Here is a 16636-nt window from a genome sequence, read left to right as displayed (position 1 = left end):
CCCGTCCGGGTTACCTGTAGCGGTAGGGGCGCCACTCGGGCCGCTCTGTCTCCAACTCGATTCCGTGCGCACTGATGAATTCCATGACCGCGGCCTCCATCGCCCTGGTGAAGACCATGTCGAACAGCCGGGCGATGAAAGCGCCGAGATAGAGGATCGTGGAGAAGAGGCACCCGAGGAGGGTCGCCACGGCCAGCCAGGCCCCGTCTCCGCCCTCCCGTCTGGCCGACCACTCGAGAAGGGCGAAGATGGTCACCGCCGACAGCAGGGCCACTCCCAGGGAGAGGAAAGCCCGCGTGAGGCGGGCCTTGTTCGCGAGCATCGCCAACAGGAACGGACGCCGGAAGAACTGGTTGAGCCGGTCGAATTCCTCGTCGAGAGTGGGATGGTTGCGGGTCTCGTACTCCGCGTCCCACCAGGCCTCCGCGATCTCGCGCCAGACGTCACGGAAGTCCAGACTGTACTGAAACCTGCTGAAGTGGCGGTTCCTGAGGACGCGATCGGGGATGGTGTACCCGAGATTGATGGCCCGGTCGGAGAACCGGACCACCCGGGCCACTCCCGTATGGATGACGTGACCCAGTTTCACGGAGCGCCCGACATTGTCCGTCGTGATCGCGTAGAACTCCACGAGCGACGCGAGCAGCAGCGCGGCCGCGATGCTGGTGGCGATGGCGGCGTAGTCCTGGCTCATCTGATATCGAGCCGTCGCGGAGGTGAGTGCGTCTCCCAAGCGTGTCCTCCCCCGGACCCAGACGGGAGGCGAAGCCTGAACGCCCACCGGCAACTCGGGCCATTGTGGCAGCCGTTGTCACGCCGCCGACCGCCATCGGCGGCGCTGCGTGGGTACCGCCGGGGCGATGTCGTCCTCGGACCTCAGCATCGCGCGGGCAGCGTCGATGAGGAGGGCCAGCTTCTCGTTCAGTTTCTCCTGGTTCTCCGCCACTTCCGAAGGGAACTGAGGGCGCAGGACATACGCCGTCACGGAGACCGCTTGTGGGACAGTGGCGTTCGTGGCGGCCCGAACGGCCGCCATCGCGTCCGTGAACCGGTCGGGACGTCCGCTCGCATCGACAGCGCGCAAGGCGTCGAGCGCGTTGAGTGCTCGGCCGGCAAGTCTGGATTGATGCCGATTCGGGCTGAGAGCCTGGTTGTTCAAGTCGTCCGTGAAGTACGTTCCCGGCCCGGCGATTTCGGCAAAGGCCGTCATGGAGTCGAGGGTTTCCGCCACTTCCCCCGCTGCGCGTAAGACGGCGAGGGGGACGACCAACTCGATCTCTGCTCGCTTCTGCGCCACGTCCTGCCGTGCCTCGCGCAACTGGACGTCCAGGCCGTCCTCGACAGCGTTCTGCTTGTAGAACATCTCGGACAGGCGCCGCGCTTCACGCACACTCTGGATGAACGCGGCGACCTGAATCTGCCGGACGGTCCACAAGGCGGCCACCCGCTGGGCCTCCGCCGCGATCCGCGCCGCCTCACGGGCTGCCGCAGCCTGATCCCGGCCGCCATTCGCCTGGATCCTCGCGCCGATCACACTGCCGACGAGGCCGCCGACGACAGCGATGCCGGCCACCAAGGCGGCAAAGATCTCGGGATTGCTCTCGAAGTACCGCCTGAACGCATCCACCGGCACATCATGCCGAACCTGCCATCGCGAGATGTTGAACGGCCCGAGGGCGACCCTGTCCTGCCCGGGGTGAAGCGTGTGTGGCTGACGGCGAGATGTCGGACAGGCGTCCGCCTGCACCCCGCCGCCATCACAATGCCGTCGTGCCGTCGGCCAGAGACGGCTGCGACTGCAGGCATGTGACGGGGGTGCGAGAGCCCTCAGGGTCGGGAGGGTGACGTTTCCCGCGCATTCCCCACTCGAGAAGGAATGCGAAGCACCGGGGACCAACCCACGCACAGCCCACGGCACCGAACACACGCCCGCTCCGGGCCGCACACGCCTGCACATACGCGAAGACCCCGTCCCAGCGAAAGCGCTGATGGCGGGGTCTTTGGGCACCTAATCCAAGGTGCCCCCGGCAGGATTCGAACCTGCGCACACGGCTCCGGAGGCCGTTGCTCTATCCCCTGAGCTACGGGGGCGTGTTCGTCGCGTTGCTCGCGGCGACGGGTAGAACACTACCAGCTCCCTCGGTGTGGTCATGAACGGGTTTCCGCTGCCGGGAGCGGGGGTGTGAGTCGCTCGTGCGGGGTGGAAGTGGGGAAAACCCGGACGCGATGGCCGGGGTCGACCTACTCTCGAGTTGTGCCAGGCGTGTCGGGTCGGGTGCTTGTTGTGGACGACAACAAGGTCATCCGGCAGTTGATCAGGGTCAACCTCGAGCTGGAGGGGCTGGAGGTCGTGACCGCGGCCGATGGTGCCGAGTGTCTTGATGTCGTTCATCAGGTGCGGCCCGATGTGGTGACCCTCGACGTCGTCATGCCGCGGCTGGACGGGCTCAGGACCGCCGCCCGGCTGCGGGCCGATCCCCGTACCCGCGACATGCCCCTCGCCATCGTCAGCGCCTGCGGTCATCCCGAGATCGAGGCCGGGCTCGAAGTGGGCGTCGACGCGTTTCTCTCCAAGCCCTTCGAGCCGGCCGAACTGGTGCGGATGGTGCGCCAGTTGGTCGAGCGGGCCCGGGGCGAGGGCCGGGAGCGCGGTGGCAGCCCCGACGCCGGTGGTGATGCCGCCCCGGTGAAGGAAGTGGATCAACCCGCCGTGCCGTAGCCAGCCGTAGCCCGTCGCCCGTTCATGGCCATGGCCGTAGTCATGATGGCCATGCCCGTAGTCATGGGGGAGTGACCCGAGCGCCGGCCCTTGCAGCAGCGCGCCCTCGGCGGGCGCCCTGTCCGCTTCCCGGACCAGCGGTCAGGCCGCCGTTGGTGTAGAGGACCTGCCCGTCGATCCAGCGGGTCGGACCAGCCCCCCCTCAACAGGCGCCGCGACCGCGACCGTATCCCCGGGCAGGCCACCCCCCCCCGTGCGCATCCCGGACCCGCCCGCCCCGAACACGTGCCACGACCGCGACCACGACCGTATCCCCGGACAAGCCACCCCCCGTCCACATCCCGGACCGTACGGAAACCGGCTCGCATACCCACCCCCTCCCTCCCATACGCTTGTCCCGTGACCCCCGTCGAGCTCTCCCGCACCGTGCTGCACGCCGTGCGCCGCGCTGTCGACGAGGGTGAGCTCAGCGTGACCGTTCCGGAGCGGGCCGTGGTCACTCCGCCGCGGCCGGGCGGGTGTGGCGACTACGCCACGAACGTCGCCCTCCAGCTGGCCGCCGCGGCCGGGCAGCCGCCGCGGCGTGTCGCCGAGATCCTGCGTGCCCGGCTCCTCGACGAGCAGCGGTTCACCGACGTCGTCGTCACCGGGCCCGGCTTCCTCAACTTCAGCCTGCGCGGCACCGCCTCCGCCGACCTCGTCGAGGAGGTCCTGCGGCGCGGGTCGCGCTACGGGCACGCGACGACCGGTTTCAGCGGGACCGCCGTAAGGATCTCGTGCCCGGCAGAGGTGCGTGCCGTCGTGGTCGCGGACGCCGTGAGCCGGGTGGTGCGCAGCCAGGGGGACTATGCCCGGGTCGAGTGCGAGGGGCGGCCCGCCCCGGAATGGCAGTCCGTCCTCGGGGCGGACGTCACCACCCGGGGGCCGCGCATCGCCGACACCTACGTCCGTGTCGCCCCCGTCCCCGCTCCCGCCGACCCCCTGCCCCTCGGCCGGGACGCCGCCCGCTGGGCGCTGCTGCACCCCGCCGCCCACGACCGGCCCCGGATCCCCGGCGACCACCTCGTCCAGCGGGAGGGCAACCCCCTCTTCCGCGTCCGGTACGCCCACGCCCGCACCCGGGCGCTCCTGCGCAACGCCGCCGACCTCGGCTTCCACCCCGAGCCCGGTCCCGTGAGCGAAGCCGACGCGCTGACCGCCCTGATCGGCGACCACCCCCGCGTCCTCGCCGCCACCGCCACGCATCACACCCCCGATCGCCTGGCCCGGCACCTCCTCGCCGTCGCCGATGCCGCGATGCCCCTGCTCCCCGCCGTGCTGCCCCTCGGTGAGGAGAAACCCTCGGCCGCCCACCGTGCCCGGCTCGCGCTCGCCGACGCCGCCGGGACGGTGCTGGCCGGCGGCCTGTCCCTGCTCGGCATCGACGCTCCCGACCATCTCTGAGAGACACGAACAGATCATGAGCCGTTCCGCCCACCCCGCCGGGCCCCGTCACGCCGATGTCCTCCCCGAGGGCCACTACTCCGCCCCGCCCGCCGATCTCAACGCGCTGGACCCCAAGGTGTGGGCCCAGACCGTGACGCGTGGCGAGGACGGAGTCGTGACCGTCGGTGGCATCCCCGTCACCCGGATCGCCGAGGAGTACGGCACGCCCGCCTACGTCCTGGACGAGGCCGACTTCCGGGCCCGCGCGCGAGCCTGGCGTACCGCCTTCGGGGCCGAAGCCGACGTCTTCTACGCCGGCAAGGCCTTCCTCTCCCGCGCCGTGGTGCGCTGGCTCGACGAGGAAGGGCTGAACGTCGACGTCTGCTCGGGCGGCGAGCTGGCCACCGCCCTCTCCGCCGGCATGCCCGCCGACCGCATCGCCTTCCACGGCAACAACAAGTCGGTCGACGAGATCACCCGGGCCGTCGAGGCCGGGGTCGGGCACATCGTCCTCGACTCCTTCCAGGAGATCGTCCGCGTCGCCCACATCGCGCAGAGCCTCGGCACGCGGCAGAAGGTCCTCATCCGCATCACCGTCGGCGTCGAGGCCCACACCCACGAGTTCATCGCCACGGCCCACGAGGACCAGAAGTTCGGTATCCCGCTGGCCGGCGGGCAGGCCGCCGAGGCCGTACGCCGGGCGCTGCAGCTCGACGGGCTCGAGCTGGTCGGCATCCACAGCCACATCGGGTCGCAGATCTTCGACATGTCCGGGTTCGAGGTGGCCGCGCACCGGGTCGTCTCGCTGCTGAAGGCCGTCCGCGACGAGCACGGCGTCGAGCTGCCCGAGATCGACCTCGGCGGCGGGCTCGGCATCGCGTACACCAGCGACGACGACCCCCGCGAGCCGCACGAGATCGCCAAGGCGCTCACCGAGATCGTCACGAGGGAGTGCGAGGCCGCCAAGCTGCGCACGCCGCGCATCTCCGTCGAGCCGGGGCGCGCCATCGTCGGCCCGACCGCCTTCACGCTCTACGAGGTCGGCACCATCAAGCCCCTCGACGGGCTGCGGACGTACGTCTCGGTCGACGGCGGCATGTCGGACAACATCCGCACAGCGCTGTACGACGCCGAGTACAGCGTCGCGCTCGTCTCCCGCACCTCCGACGCCGAGCCGATGCTCGCCCGTGTCGTCGGCAAGCACTGCGAGAGCGGGGACATCGTGGTCAAGGACGCCTTCCTGCCGTCCGACCTGGCACCGGGTGACCTCATCGCCGTACCGGCGACGGGTGCCTACTGCCGGTCCATGGCCAGCAACTACAACCACGTGCTCCGCCCGCCGGTCGTCGCCGTCGACGGCGGTGAGGCGCGGGTGATCGTCCGCCGCGAGACGGAGGAGGACCTGCTGCGTCTCGACGTCGGCTGAACGACAAAAGGCCGAAAGCCGAAGCAAGCGGGTGGCGGAAGATCTCCTGTCTGCCGCCCCCGCGAAAATGAAATAGACGTCTCACGATCCGGACCGGGGGCAGAAACTCCCGTCCGGTGAGTGAGACTGGTTCCACCGTAGACGGTAAAGAGGAAACGAGGTCGGATGATGCGTACGCGTCCGCTGAAGGTGGCGCTGCTGGGCTGTGGAGTGGTCGGCTCAGAGGTGGCGCGCATCATGACGACGCACGCCGACGACCTCACGGCCCGGATCGGGGCCCCGGTGGAGCTCGCGGGGGTGGCCGTACGCCGCCCCGACCGGGTGCGCGAGGGCATCGCCCCCGAGCTCGTCACCACCGACGCCACCGCCCTCGTCAAACGCGGCGACATCGACGTGGTGGTCGAGGTCATCGGCGGCATCGAGCCCGCGCGCGGCCTCATCACCACCGCCTTCGAGCACGGCGCCTCCGTCGTCTCCGCCAACAAGGCACTGCTCGCCCAGGACGGGGCGGCCCTGCACGCCGTCGCCGAGCAGCACGGCAAGGACCTCTACTACGAGGCCGCCGTCGCCGGTGCCATCCCGCTGCTGCGGCCGCTGCGCGAGTCCCTCGCCGGCGACAAGATCAACCGGGTGATGGGCATCGTCAACGGCACCACGAACTTCATCCTCGACAAGATGGACTCCACCGGCGCCGGCTACCAGGAGGCCCTCGACGAGGCCACCGCCCTGGGGTATGCGGAGGCCGACCCGACCGCCGACGTCGAGGGCTTCGACGCCGCCGCCAAGGCCGCGATCCTCGCCGGCATCGCCTTCCACACGCGCGTGCGCCTCGACGACGTCTACCGCGAGGGCATGACCGAGGTGACCGCGGCCGACTTCGCCTCCGCGAAGGAGATGGGCTGCACCATCAAGCTGCTCGCCATCTGCGAGCGGGCCGAGGACGGGGCGTCCGTCACCGCGCGCGTGCACCCGGCCATGATCCCGCTGAGCCACCCGCTGGCCTCCGTCCGCGGCGCCTACAACGCCGTGTTCGTCGAGTCCGACGCCGCCGGGCAGCTCATGTTCTACGGCCCCGGAGCGGGCGGTTCCCCCACCGCCTCCGCCGTACTCGGCGACCTCGTCGCCGTCTGCCGCAACCGGATCGGCGGCGCGACCGGACCGGGCGATTCCGCCTACGCCGCGCTGCCGGTGTCCCCGATGGGTGACGTCGTCACGCGGTACCACATCAGCCTCGACGTGGCCGACAAACCGGGCGTTCTCGCCCAGGTCGCGACCGTCTTCGCCGAGCACGGAGTCTCGATCGATACGGTTCGCCAGTCGGGGAAGGACGGCGAGGCCTCCCTCGTCGTCGTCACGCACCGTGCGTCCGACGCGGCCCTCACCGGGACCGTCGAGGCGTTGCGCAAGCTCGACACCGTGCGTGGTGTCGCCAGCATCATGCGGGTTGAAGGAGAGTAACCAGCAATGACCCACCAGTGGCGCGGAATCATCGAGGAGTACCGGGACCGGCTGCCCGTCTCCGACAGCACGCCGGTCGTGACACTCCGCGAGGGCGGTACGCCCCTCGTGCCCGCGCAGGTGCTCTCCGAGCGCACGGGCTGCGAGGTCCACCTCAAGGTGGAGGGCGCGAACCCCACCGGGTCCTTCAAGGACCGCGGCATGACCATGGCCATCACCCGGGCCAAGGAGGAGGGCGCGAAGGCCGTCATCTGCGCCTCCACCGGCAACACGTCGGCCTCCGCCGCCGCGTACGCCGTGCGGGCCGGGATGGTCTGTGCCGTGCTCGTGCCGCAGGGCAAGATCGCGCTCGGCAAGATGGGCCAGGCCCTCGTGCACGGCGCGAAGATCCTCCAGGTCGACGGCAACTTCGACGACTGCCTCACGCTCGCCCGCGGCCTGAGCGACAACTACCCCGTGTCGCTGGTCAATTCGGTCAACCCGGTACGTATCGAGGGTCAGAAGACGGCGGCCTTCGAGATCGTGGACATGCTCGGCGACGCGCCCGACATCCACGTCCTGCCGGTCGGCAACGCGGGCAACATCACGGCCTATTGGAAGGGCTACACGGAGTACGCCGCCGACGGCGTGGCGACCCGGAAGCCGCGGATGTGGGGCTTCCAGGCCTCCGGCAGCGCCCCGATCGTGCGTGGCGAGGTCGTCAAGGACCCCTCGACCATCGCCACGGCCATCCGCATCGGCAACCCGGCCTCCTGGCAGTTCGCGCTCGCCGCGCGGGACGAGTCGGGCGGCTCCATCGACGAGGTGACGGACCGTGAGATCCTGCGCGCCTACCGGCTGTTGGCGTCGCAGGAGGGCGTCTTCGTCGAGCCGGCGTCCGCCGCGTCCGTCGCCGGTCTGCTGAAGGCCGCCGAGCAGGGCAAGGTCGACCCGGGGCAGCGGATCGTGTGCACCGTCACCGGCAACGGGCTGAAGGACCCCGACTGGGCCGTCGCCGGTGCTCCGCAGCCGGTCACCGTGCCCGTCGACGCGGCGGCCGCCGCGGAGCGCCTCGGCCTGGCCTGACCTGCGGCGACGCGTCGAGCGCCGGTGCAACGCCGGACACGGTCCGGCGCAAGACGGCGCTGGCCCTGGGGCGTTCCCTACGGGGGGTGCACAGGGGGCTTACGACACGCATCGTGCGCCTCCTGTGCGCCCTATGTCGCCACAGAACCTTCCTTCGATAGGCTGTACTGAACCCGCCCGCCGCATATGCCTCCGCACGGAGCGCGGTGCCACGCCGTCTCCGCGGCCGGGACAGCGGCCGGCCATCGCGGCCGGCAGCGGCCCCCGGGGTTCTCGTACGCCATCGAATGTCCACTGAACGTCATTCGACAATCACCGCAGCTCAAGGAGAGTCATCGAGCGATGGCCGGTCCAGCGTTCCGCGCCGCCGCCGTCCGGGTGCGCGTCCCCGCCACCAGCGCCAACCTCGGCCCGGGCTTCGACGCCCTCGGCCTCGCGCTGGGCTTGTACGACGACGTGGTCGTCCGGGTGGCCGACTCCGGGCTGCACATCGACATCGCGGGTGAGGGAAGCGAGACGCTCCCGCGCGACGAGCAGCACCTTCTCGTGCGTTCCCTGCGCACCGCCTTCGACCTGCTGGGCGGACAGCCGCGCGGTCTGGAAATCGTCTGCGCCAACCGCATTCCGCACGGCCGGGGCCTCGGCTCCTCCTCGGCCGCCATCTGCGCCGGGATCGTCGCCGCCCGCGCCGTCACCATAGGGGCCGACGCCAAGCTCGACGACACGGCGCTGCTGGAGCTCGCCACCGAGATCGAGGGCCACCCCGACAACGTCGCGGCGTGCCTGCTCGGCGGCTTCACGCTGTCCTGGATGGAGGCCGGCGCCGCCCGCGCGATCAGGATGGACCCCGCCGATTCCATCGTTCCGGTGGTTTTCGTCCCCGGGAAGCCGGTCCTGACCGAGACGGCGCGCGGCCTGCTCCCGCGCACCGTTCCGCACGTCGACGCAGCCACCAACGCGGGCCGGGCCGCCCTGCTCGTCGAAGCCATGACGCGCCGCCCGGAGCTGCTGCTGCCCGCCACCGAGGACCGTCTGCACCAGGAGTACCGCGCACCGGCCATGCCCGAGAGCGCGGCACTGGTGGAGCGGCTGCGGGGCGACGGCATCCCCGCGGTGATCTCCGGGGCCGGACCCACGGTCATGGCCCTGGCCGACGCGGAGACCGCGGACAAGGTCGAGGCCCTGGCGGGCGCGGAATGGGCCGCGAACCGGCTGCGCCTCGATCAGCAGGGCGCGAGCGTGCTGCCGCTCGCCGCCTCCGGTGACATCTGAAACGGCGCGGTTGCCGGATTTCGAGAGGGGGAATGTTTGTTGGATCCGGTAGTGTTAACCTCAAGTCTGCACCCGACCCCACCATGGCGAGGTGCCTTGTGTCCCCGTCCGGGACAGACATTCTTCCGGGAGCCCCCCAAGCCGCACTGTGTTCTGTACGTCGGACCGTACGCCGTACAAGGGCACTGAGCGGGGCGCAGGGCATGCTCCGGAACCGGTGCGACCACGCCGCGTGACACTGACACTGGGTGCCACGGCTCAAGGAAGCGCCATCACCAGATTCCTCCGCCGCTTAGGCGGACCACCGCCCCGGCACGGTTCACACCACACGGACCGAAGTCGGACAGCACAACCGGTCGCCGAGCCAGACAGGCCGACGTCCGCTCCAGGGAAGGACCCTTCGTGAGCGACACCACCGATCTGATGGGCGCACGTGTCGAGGAGACCGCTGCCGCGCCCGCCACGGACGCCTCCGCGCCTGCCACCGGTGCCGGCTCCCGGCGGCGCCGCGGTACCGGCCTCGAGGGCATGGTGCTGGCCGAACTGCAGCAGGTCGCATCCGGCCTCGGCATCAGGGGCACCGCGCGTATGCGCAAGAGCCAGCTGATCGAGGTCATCAAGGAGGCACAGGCGTCCGGCGGCGCCGCTCCGGCAGCGAAGGCCGACGCGCCCGCCGAGACCAAGCCCAAGCGCCGCGCCACCTCGCGGACCCGTACGGGCGACAACGCCGAGAAGGCGGACAAGAAGGCGGACGCGAAGGAGGCCTCCCAGGCCCCCGCGGACAAGGCCGACAAGGCCGTGGCCCAGCAGCAGATCGAGATCCCCGGCCAGCCGGCCGGCGGCCCCTCCCGCGACGGGGGAGACGAGGCGCCCGAGCGCCGCCGTCGCCGGGCCACCGCCGAAGCCGGAGCCCCGGCTTCCGCTGCCGCGGAGACCATCGTCGCCGAGGCGAAGAACGACACCAAGGCCGAGACGTCCGCGCAGTCGCAGCAGCAGTCCCAGGGCAACGACGCCAAGTCCGACGCCGGTGACGGCGGCGAGGGCCGTCGTCGCGACCGCCGTGGCCGGGACCGTGACCGGGACCGCGACCGTGACCGGGACCGTGACCGCCGTGGTGGCAAGGGCGACGATCAGCAGGGCGGCGGCGGCCAGCGCGGCCAGCAGCAGAGTCAGGGCGGCGGCCGCCAGGACCGTGGCCAGCAGCAGCAGGACGACGACGACTTCGAGGGCGGGCGTCGTGGCCGTCGCGGGCGCTACCGCGACCGCCGGGGCCGTCGCGGCCGTGACGACGTCCAGGAGCCGCAGATCACCGAGGACGACGTCCTGATCCCCGTCGCGGGCATCCTGGACATCCTCGACAACTACGCGTTCATCCGCACGTCGGGCTACCTGCCCGGCCCGAACGACGTGTACGTCTCCCTCGCCCAGGTCCGCAAGAACGGCCTGCGCAAGGGTGACCACGTCACCGGTGCCGTGCGCCAGCCCAAGGACGGCGAGCGGCGCGAGAAGTTCAACGCGCTGGTGCGGCTCGACTCCGTCAACGGCATGGCGCCCGAATCGGGCCGCGGGCGGCCGGAGTTCAACAAGCTGACGCCGCTGTACCCGCAGGACCGGCTCCGTCTGGAGACGGACCCGGGCGTCCTCACCACCCGCATCATCGACCTCGTCGCGCCGATCGGTAAGGGCCAGCGTGGTCTGATCGTGGCCCCGCCGAAGACCGGCAAGACCATGATCATGCAGGCGATCGCCAACGCGATCACCCACAACAACCCCGAGTGCCACCTGATGGTCGTCCTCGTCGACGAGCGTCCGGAAGAGGTCACCGACATGCAGCGGTCGGTGAAGGGCGAGGTCATCTCCTCGACCTTCGACCGCCCGGCCGAGGACCACACCACCGTCGCCGAGCTGGCCATCGAGCGCGCCAAGCGCCTGGTGGAGCTGGGGCACGACGTGGTCGTCCTGCTCGACTCGATCACCCGTCTGGGCCGCGCGTACAACCTCGCCGCCCCGGCCTCCGGCCGCATCCTGTCCGGTGGTGTCGACTCGACGGCGCTGTACCCGCCGAAGCGCTTCTTCGGTGCGGCCCGCAACATCGAGGACGGCGGCTCGCTGACGATCCTCGCCACCGCCCTGGTGGACACCGGGTCCCGCATGGACGAGGTGATCTTCGAGGAGTTCAAGGGCACCGGCAACGCCGAGCTGAAGCTCGACCGGAAGCTCGCCGACAAGCGCATCTTCCCGGCGGTGGACGTCGACGCGTCCGGCACCCGCAAGGAAGAGATCCTGCTCGCCCCCGACGAGCTCGCCATCGTCTGGAAGCTGCGCCGGGTGCTGCACGCGCTCGACCAGCAGCAGGCGGTGGAGCTGCTTCTCGACAAGATGAAGCAGACGAAGTCGAACGCCGAGTTCCTGATGCAGATCCAGAAGACCACTCCGACGCCGGGCAACGGCGACTGAGGCAGGTCGACCGAGTAAGCACTGCACAAGAGGGCCGTTCCCCGAACCGGGGGCGGCCCTCTGTGGTGTTCGTGTGCGGGTAGGATCACGCTCTCTTCGAACTTGTGATCCCGAGGGGGGACATACGTGGGTACACCCATGCCCGGGGGCGGTCGGCACAGACGCCGGATACGCATAGCACTGCCCGTCGCCGCGGCCGGTGTCGCCGCCGCCGTGGCCGGCGCGCTGCTGACGACCTCCGCCGGTGCGACCACCCCGCTGCCGGAGCCGAAGGTCAGGCCCGCCGCCGACTCGCCGTCGTCCGCCGAGCTGGAGAAGCGCGTCGCGGGCGCCATGGCCGGTGACGACGTCGCCGGAAAGACGAGCAAGGCCGCGCTCACCGCGGGCACCGTCGCCGGCAGCATCGACCCGAAGGTCATCGGCGGCAACGAGACCACCATCAGCACGGCCCCGTGGATGGCGCAGCTCCTCTACTTCGACGACCGGGGCACCTCCAGCACCGGCGACGACATCGGCTTCTTCTGCGGCGGCGCCGTCGTCGCGCCGACGAAGATCCTCACCGCCGCGCACTGCGTCAAGGGCTACAACTGGAACGCCAACGGCGCCGTCGTCACCGGCACTTCCAAGCTGCCCTCGGACAACGGCACCGACCTGCACGGCGGTACCGCCACGGCGGTCTGGCGGCAGTGGAACCACCCGTCGTACAACCCGACGACCATCGACAACGACATCGCGGTACTGACGCTCGACACACCGGTCAAGGCCACGCCGATCCGGATGACGACGTCCGGTGACACCGCGTCGTACAAGGCCGGGGTCAGCGCCAAGGTCTACGGCTGGGGCCGCACCAGCTCCACCAGCGACGACATCTCCGAGACGCTGAAGACCGCCACGCTGCCCATGCAGTCCGACACGACCTGCTCCGGCGCGTACGGCAGGGACTACGTCAAGGGCCACATGGTCTGCGCGGGCAAGCCCGCCACCGGCAGCGACGCCGGCACCGTCTCGGCGTGCAACGGCGACTCCGGCGGTCCCCTGGTCGTGAACAACCGGATTGTCGGTGTCGTGTCCTGGGGCGTCACCGACTGCGTCGCCAAGGGCGCCTACAGCGTCTTCAGCAAGGTCAGCACGTACGTCGGCGCCGCCTACCCGCGTGTCGACGACGCCAACCTCAGCGGCGACAGCAAGGCCGACCTGTGGGTGCGCAACGCCTCCACCAAGACCGGCTACTCCAAGGACTCCACGGGCACGTCGTTCGCCGCCCGCCAGTCCTGGGGCAACTGGAACGGCGTGAACGTCGTCCTGCAGACGGACCTCGACCGCGACGGTTACCAGGACCTCGTCTACCGGCGCAGCAGTGACGGCGACGTCTTCTGGGCATCCGGCCGTACGGGCACCACCAAGCAGATCGCCGACAACTGGAAGACCCGCACCCGGATCATCACCCCCGGTGACGTCACCGGCGACTACCTGCCCGACCTGCTCTCGGTCGACTCCGCGGGCGTCCTGTGGATCTACCCGGGCAAGGGCAACGGCACCTTCGCGTCCCGCGTGAAGGTCGGCTCCGGCTGGAACCAGTACAACTCCGTGCGCGGCAAGGGCGACTTCAACGGGGACGGCAAGACCGACCTGATCGCCCGCAGCACGTCGGGCAGCTACCTCTACCTCTACAAGGGCACCGGCAAGGCCGGCTCGGGCGCCTTCTCGGCCCGGGTCAAGGTGCGCACGTGGGACGGCTACAACGCCTTCGACGCGCCCGGCGACGTCACCGGCGACGGCAAGGCCGACTTCCTGGCCCGCACCCCCGGGGGCACGCTCTACCTGTACGCGGGCACCGGCAAGGGGACGAGCGAGATCTTTGCCACAAGGAAGTCCGTCGGCACCGATTTCAAGCAGTACGACATCTTCGGCTGAAACCGCAGGTGAGCGAGGCTCACCCCGCTGTGACGAACACGCACTGTGCCCACCGCCGCACGCGGTGGGCACAGTCCGTTGTGCAACCCTTTCCCGAGTTTCCCCGTCTGACCAGGTGGGGCGACGATGGTGCGAGGAAGGGTCTTCTCCGGCCACGCCTGGCACTGACCGCAGGGGGTAACCGACCGTAGAAGAGCTGAGGAGTACATGTCTGCCGAGAGCACACCGGGTCCGGGTATACCGGGCGATACCGGCACCAACGGAGCACGTCACCGCGGCAAGGGCAAGCGCCGCAAGCCCCAGCGGCGACGCAAGGGCTTGATGATCACGGCCTGGACCGCCGCGGGCATCGTCGTGGTGGGCGGCGCCGGCGCCGGGTACCTGTACTTCAAGCTCAACGGCAACCTCAAGAGCGTCGACATCGACCAGGCCCTCGGCACGGACCGGCCCAAGAAGGCCGACAACGGCTCGGAGAACATCCTGGTCCTCGGCTCGGACACCCGCTCCGGCAGCAACAAGAAGCTCGGCGGCGGCACCGACGACGGCAGCGCCCGCTCCGACACGGCGATGATCGTGCACATCTACAAGGGTCACAAGAAGGCCAGCGTGGTCTCGATCCCGCGCGACACCCTCATCGACCGGCCCGCCTGCACGGACACCCAGGGCGACGAGCACCCCGCCGCGCAGAACGCGATGTTCAACTCCGCGTACTCCACCGGCGGGGCCGCCTGCGCCGTGAAGACCGTCGAGTCGATCACCGACCTGCGCATGGACCACTACCTCGAGGTCGACTTCGCGGGCTTCCAGAAACTCATCGACGACCTCGGCGGCGTCGAGATCACCACGACCAAGAGCATCGACGACCCCGACAGTCATCTGAAGCTCAAGGCCGGCACCCACACGCTCGACGGCAAGCAGGCCCTCGGCCTGGTCCGCACCAGACACGGCGTCGGCGACGGCTCCGACCTGGGCCGCATCCAGCTCCAGCAGGCCTTCATCAAGGCCCTGGTCAACCAGATCAAGGACGTCGGCGTCTTCTCGAACCCGAAGAAGCTGCTCGACCTCGCGGAAACCGCGACCAAGACGGTGACGGCCGACTCCGACCTCGGCTCGGTCAACAAGCTCGCGTCCTTCGCGAACGGGCTCAAGGGCATCAGCCCGTCCAACATGCACATGATCACGATGCCGGTGGCCTACGACCCGGCCGACCCCAACCGCGTCCTCCTCCAGAAGAAGAAGGCCGACCAGATCTGGAAGGCCCTGGAGAACGACAGGCCGATCCCGAAGTCGGCGACGTCGGGATCGGCGACAGGTGAGGCCAAGGGGGTCGTGACCGCCCCGTGAGGGGCGGGGCCGGCCCGCGGGGAATAGATCACAACAACCCCCGGTTTTGGGAGTAGGCCCCAGTCCTGGCAGACTGGTACGTCGGCTCCGGTTCACGCTCCCGCACCCCGCGTCAGCGACCCGGCGCCCTCCCGAACCTAGGAGACACCTTGAAGCGCGACATCCACCCCGAGTACGTCGAGACGCAGGTCAGCTGCACCTGTGGCGCGTCGTTCACCACCCGCAGCACCATCGAGTCCGGCACCATCCGCGCCGATGTCTGCTCCGAGTGCCACCCGTTCTACACGGGCAAGCAGAAGATCCTCGACACCGGTGGCCGTGTGGCCCGCTTCGAGGCCCGCTTCGGCAAGGCCGCCGGCTCCAAGAAGTAGCGAGCCTCAATTCGCCGGTCCACGGCCGCGCCCCCTCACCGGGCGCGCCGGGACCGGCGTTTTTGGTCGCCCGCCCTTCACACCCGTCCGTACACAGGAGCCCAAGATGTTCGAGGCCGTCGAGGAACTCGTCGCCGAGCACGCCGACCTGGAGAAGAAGCTCGCCGACCCGTCGGTCCACGCCGACCAGGCCAACGCGCGCAAGCTGAACAAGCGTTACGCCGAGCTCACCCCCATCGTCGCCACCTACCGCTCCTGGACGCAGACGGGCGACGACATCGGGACCGCGCGCGAACTGGCCGCCGACGACCCCGACTTCGCCGCCGAGGTCAAGGAGCTGGAGCAGCAGCGCGAGGAGCTCACGGAGAAGCTGCGTCTCCTGCTCGTCCCGCGCGACCCCAGCGACGACAAGGACGTCATCCTCGAGATCAAGGCGGGCGCGGGCGGCGACGAGTCGGCGCTGTTCGCCGGCGACCTGCTGCGCATGTACCTGCGCTACGCCGAGCGCGTCGGCTGGAAGACCGAGATCATCGACGCCACCGAGTCCGAGCTGGGCGGCTACAAGGACGTCCAGGTCGCCGTGAAGACCAAGGGCGGCCAGGGGGCCACCGAGCCCGGCCAGGGCGTCTGGGCGCGGCTGAAGTACGAGGGCGGCGTGCACCGCGTGCAGCGCGTGCCCGCGACGGAGTCCCAGGGCCGTATCCACACCTCCGCGGCCGGTGTGCTCGTCACGCCCGAGGCCGAGGAGGTCGACGTCGAGATCAACATGAACGACCTGCGGATCGACGTCTACCGCTCCTCCGGACCCGGCGGCCAGTCCGTCAACACCACCGATTCCGCCGTGCGCATCACGCACCTTCCCACCGGAGTCGTCGCCTCCTGCCAGAACGAGAAGAGCCAGCTGCAGAACAAGGAGCAGGCGATGCGTATCCTGCGCTCCAGGCTGCTCGCAGCGGCGCAGGAGGAAGCGGAGCGGGAGGCCGCCGACGCCCGTCGCAGCCAGGTCCGCACCGTCGACCGCTCCGAGAAGATCCGCACGTACAACTTCCCGGAGAACCGCCTCTCGGACCACCGTGTCGGCTTCAAGGCGTACAACCTGGACCAGGTCCTGGACGGCGACCTCGACGCGGTGATCCAGGCCTGCGTCGACGCGGACTCCGCGGCGAAGCTGGCGGCCGCGTAAGG

At 70.0% G+C, this 16636-nt stretch carries 13 protein-coding genes and 1 tRNA gene; 11 read left to right on the top strand and 3 right to left on the bottom strand.

Features of this window, described 5'->3' with window-relative positions; genetic code table 11:
• Positions 1–10: 10 nt before the first annotated feature.
• The 3 genes from IE153_RS30530 to IE153_RS30520 all read right to left on the bottom strand — a co-directional run bounded on the left by IE153_RS30530 (position 11) and on the right by IE153_RS30520 (position 2091).
• Positions 11–733, bottom strand: a complete 723-nt coding sequence (locus IE153_RS30530) for a hypothetical protein (RefSeq protein ID WP_189592984.1) — start codon at positions 731–733, stop codon at positions 11–13.
• Between the two features lie 78 nt (positions 734–811).
• Positions 812–1627, bottom strand: a complete 816-nt coding sequence (locus IE153_RS30525; protein ID WP_189592983.1) for a hypothetical protein — start codon at positions 1625–1627, stop codon at positions 812–814.
• 392 nt (positions 1628–2019) lie between these two features.
• Positions 2020–2091 (bottom strand) — tRNA-Arg (locus IE153_RS30520).
• A 115-nt stretch (positions 2092–2206) separates the two neighbouring features.
• Here IE153_RS30520 and IE153_RS30515 point away from each other — a divergent pair.
• The 11 genes from IE153_RS30515 to prfA all read left to right on the top strand — a co-directional run bounded on the left by IE153_RS30515 (position 2207) and on the right by prfA (position 16634).
• A complete protein-coding gene (locus IE153_RS30515; protein WP_189593062.1) occupies positions 2207–2719 on the top strand; it encodes a response regulator in 513 nt (170 codons plus the stop codon).
• A 399-nt stretch (positions 2720–3118) separates the two neighbouring features.
• On the top strand, positions 3119–4162 hold the full coding sequence (gene nrtL, locus IE153_RS30510) for an ArgS-related anticodon-binding protein NrtL (protein ID WP_189592982.1): 1044 nt from the start codon (positions 3119–3121) through the stop codon (positions 4160–4162).
• A 16-nt stretch (positions 4163–4178) separates the two neighbouring features.
• Positions 4179–5570 carry a diaminopimelate decarboxylase gene (lysA, locus tag IE153_RS30505; protein ID WP_189592981.1) on the top strand — a complete coding sequence of 464 codons (1392 nt, stop codon included), beginning with the start codon at positions 4179–4181 and terminating at the stop codon, positions 5568–5570.
• A gap of 165 nt (positions 5571–5735) precedes the next feature.
• Positions 5736–7028: a homoserine dehydrogenase gene (locus IE153_RS30500; protein WP_189592980.1), complete on the top strand. Its 1293-nt coding sequence runs from the start codon at positions 5736–5738 to the stop codon at positions 7026–7028.
• Between the two features lie 6 nt (positions 7029–7034).
• A complete protein-coding gene (gene thrC, locus IE153_RS30495; protein ID WP_189592979.1) occupies positions 7035–8093 on the top strand; it encodes a threonine synthase in 1059 nt (352 codons plus the stop codon).
• A 342-nt stretch (positions 8094–8435) separates the two neighbouring features.
• Positions 8436–9365 (top strand): homoserine kinase, encoded by a 930-nt coding sequence (thrB, locus tag IE153_RS30490; protein ID WP_031104185.1) that lies wholly within the window; start codon positions 8436–8438, stop codon positions 9363–9365.
• A gap of 402 nt (positions 9366–9767) precedes the next feature.
• Complete coding sequence (gene rho / locus IE153_RS30485; RefSeq protein WP_189592978.1) at positions 9768–11822, top strand: transcription termination factor Rho; 2055 nt, start codon at positions 9768–9770, stop codon at positions 11820–11822.
• Between the two features lie 138 nt (positions 11823–11960).
• Positions 11961–13736, top strand: a complete 1776-nt coding sequence (locus IE153_RS30480) for a trypsin-like serine protease (RefSeq protein ID WP_189593061.1) — start codon at positions 11961–11963, stop codon at positions 13734–13736.
• 207 nt (positions 13737–13943) lie between these two features.
• On the top strand, positions 13944–15080 hold the full coding sequence (locus IE153_RS30475; RefSeq protein WP_189592977.1) for an LCP family protein: 1137 nt from the start codon (positions 13944–13946) through the stop codon (positions 15078–15080).
• A gap of 149 nt (positions 15081–15229) precedes the next feature.
• Complete coding sequence (rpmE, locus tag IE153_RS30470) at positions 15230–15451, top strand: 50S ribosomal protein L31 (RefSeq protein ID WP_003992975.1); 222 nt, start codon at positions 15230–15232, stop codon at positions 15449–15451.
• Between the two features lie 106 nt (positions 15452–15557).
• Entirely contained in the window at positions 15558–16634 is a 1077-nt protein-coding gene (gene prfA / locus IE153_RS30465; protein ID WP_189592976.1) for a peptide chain release factor 1, read from the top strand.
• Positions 16635–16636: the final 2 nt, after the last annotated feature.

The organism is Streptomyces massasporeus, assembly GCF_014648995.1.
Taxonomy (GTDB): Bacteria; Actinomycetota; Actinomycetes; order Streptomycetales; family Streptomycetaceae; genus Streptomyces; species Streptomyces massasporeus.
This window is presented reverse-complemented; position numbering and strand designations above follow the sequence as displayed.

Excerpts from the sequence above, each read along its gene's own strand:
- lysA (WP_189592981.1), top strand. The coding sequence starts at position 4,179 with ATGAGCCGTTCCGCCCACCCCGCCGGGCCCCGTCACGCCGATGTCCTC.
- IE153_RS30500 (WP_189592980.1), top strand. The coding sequence starts at position 5,736 with ATGATGCGTACGCGTCCGCTGAAGGTGGCGCTGCTGGGCTGTGGAGTG.
- thrC (WP_189592979.1), top strand. The coding sequence starts at position 7,035 with ATGACCCACCAGTGGCGCGGAATCATCGAGGAGTACCGGGACCGGCTG.
- thrB (WP_031104185.1), top strand. The coding sequence starts at position 8,436 with ATGGCCGGTCCAGCGTTCCGCGCCGCCGCCGTCCGGGTGCGCGTCCCC.
- IE153_RS30480 (WP_189593061.1), top strand. The coding sequence starts at position 11,961 with ATGCCCGGGGGCGGTCGGCACAGACGCCGGATACGCATAGCACTGCCC.
- IE153_RS30475 (WP_189592977.1), top strand. The coding sequence starts at position 13,944 with ATGTCTGCCGAGAGCACACCGGGTCCGGGTATACCGGGCGATACCGGC.
- prfA (WP_189592976.1), top strand. The coding sequence starts at position 15,558 with ATGTTCGAGGCCGTCGAGGAACTCGTCGCCGAGCACGCCGACCTGGAG.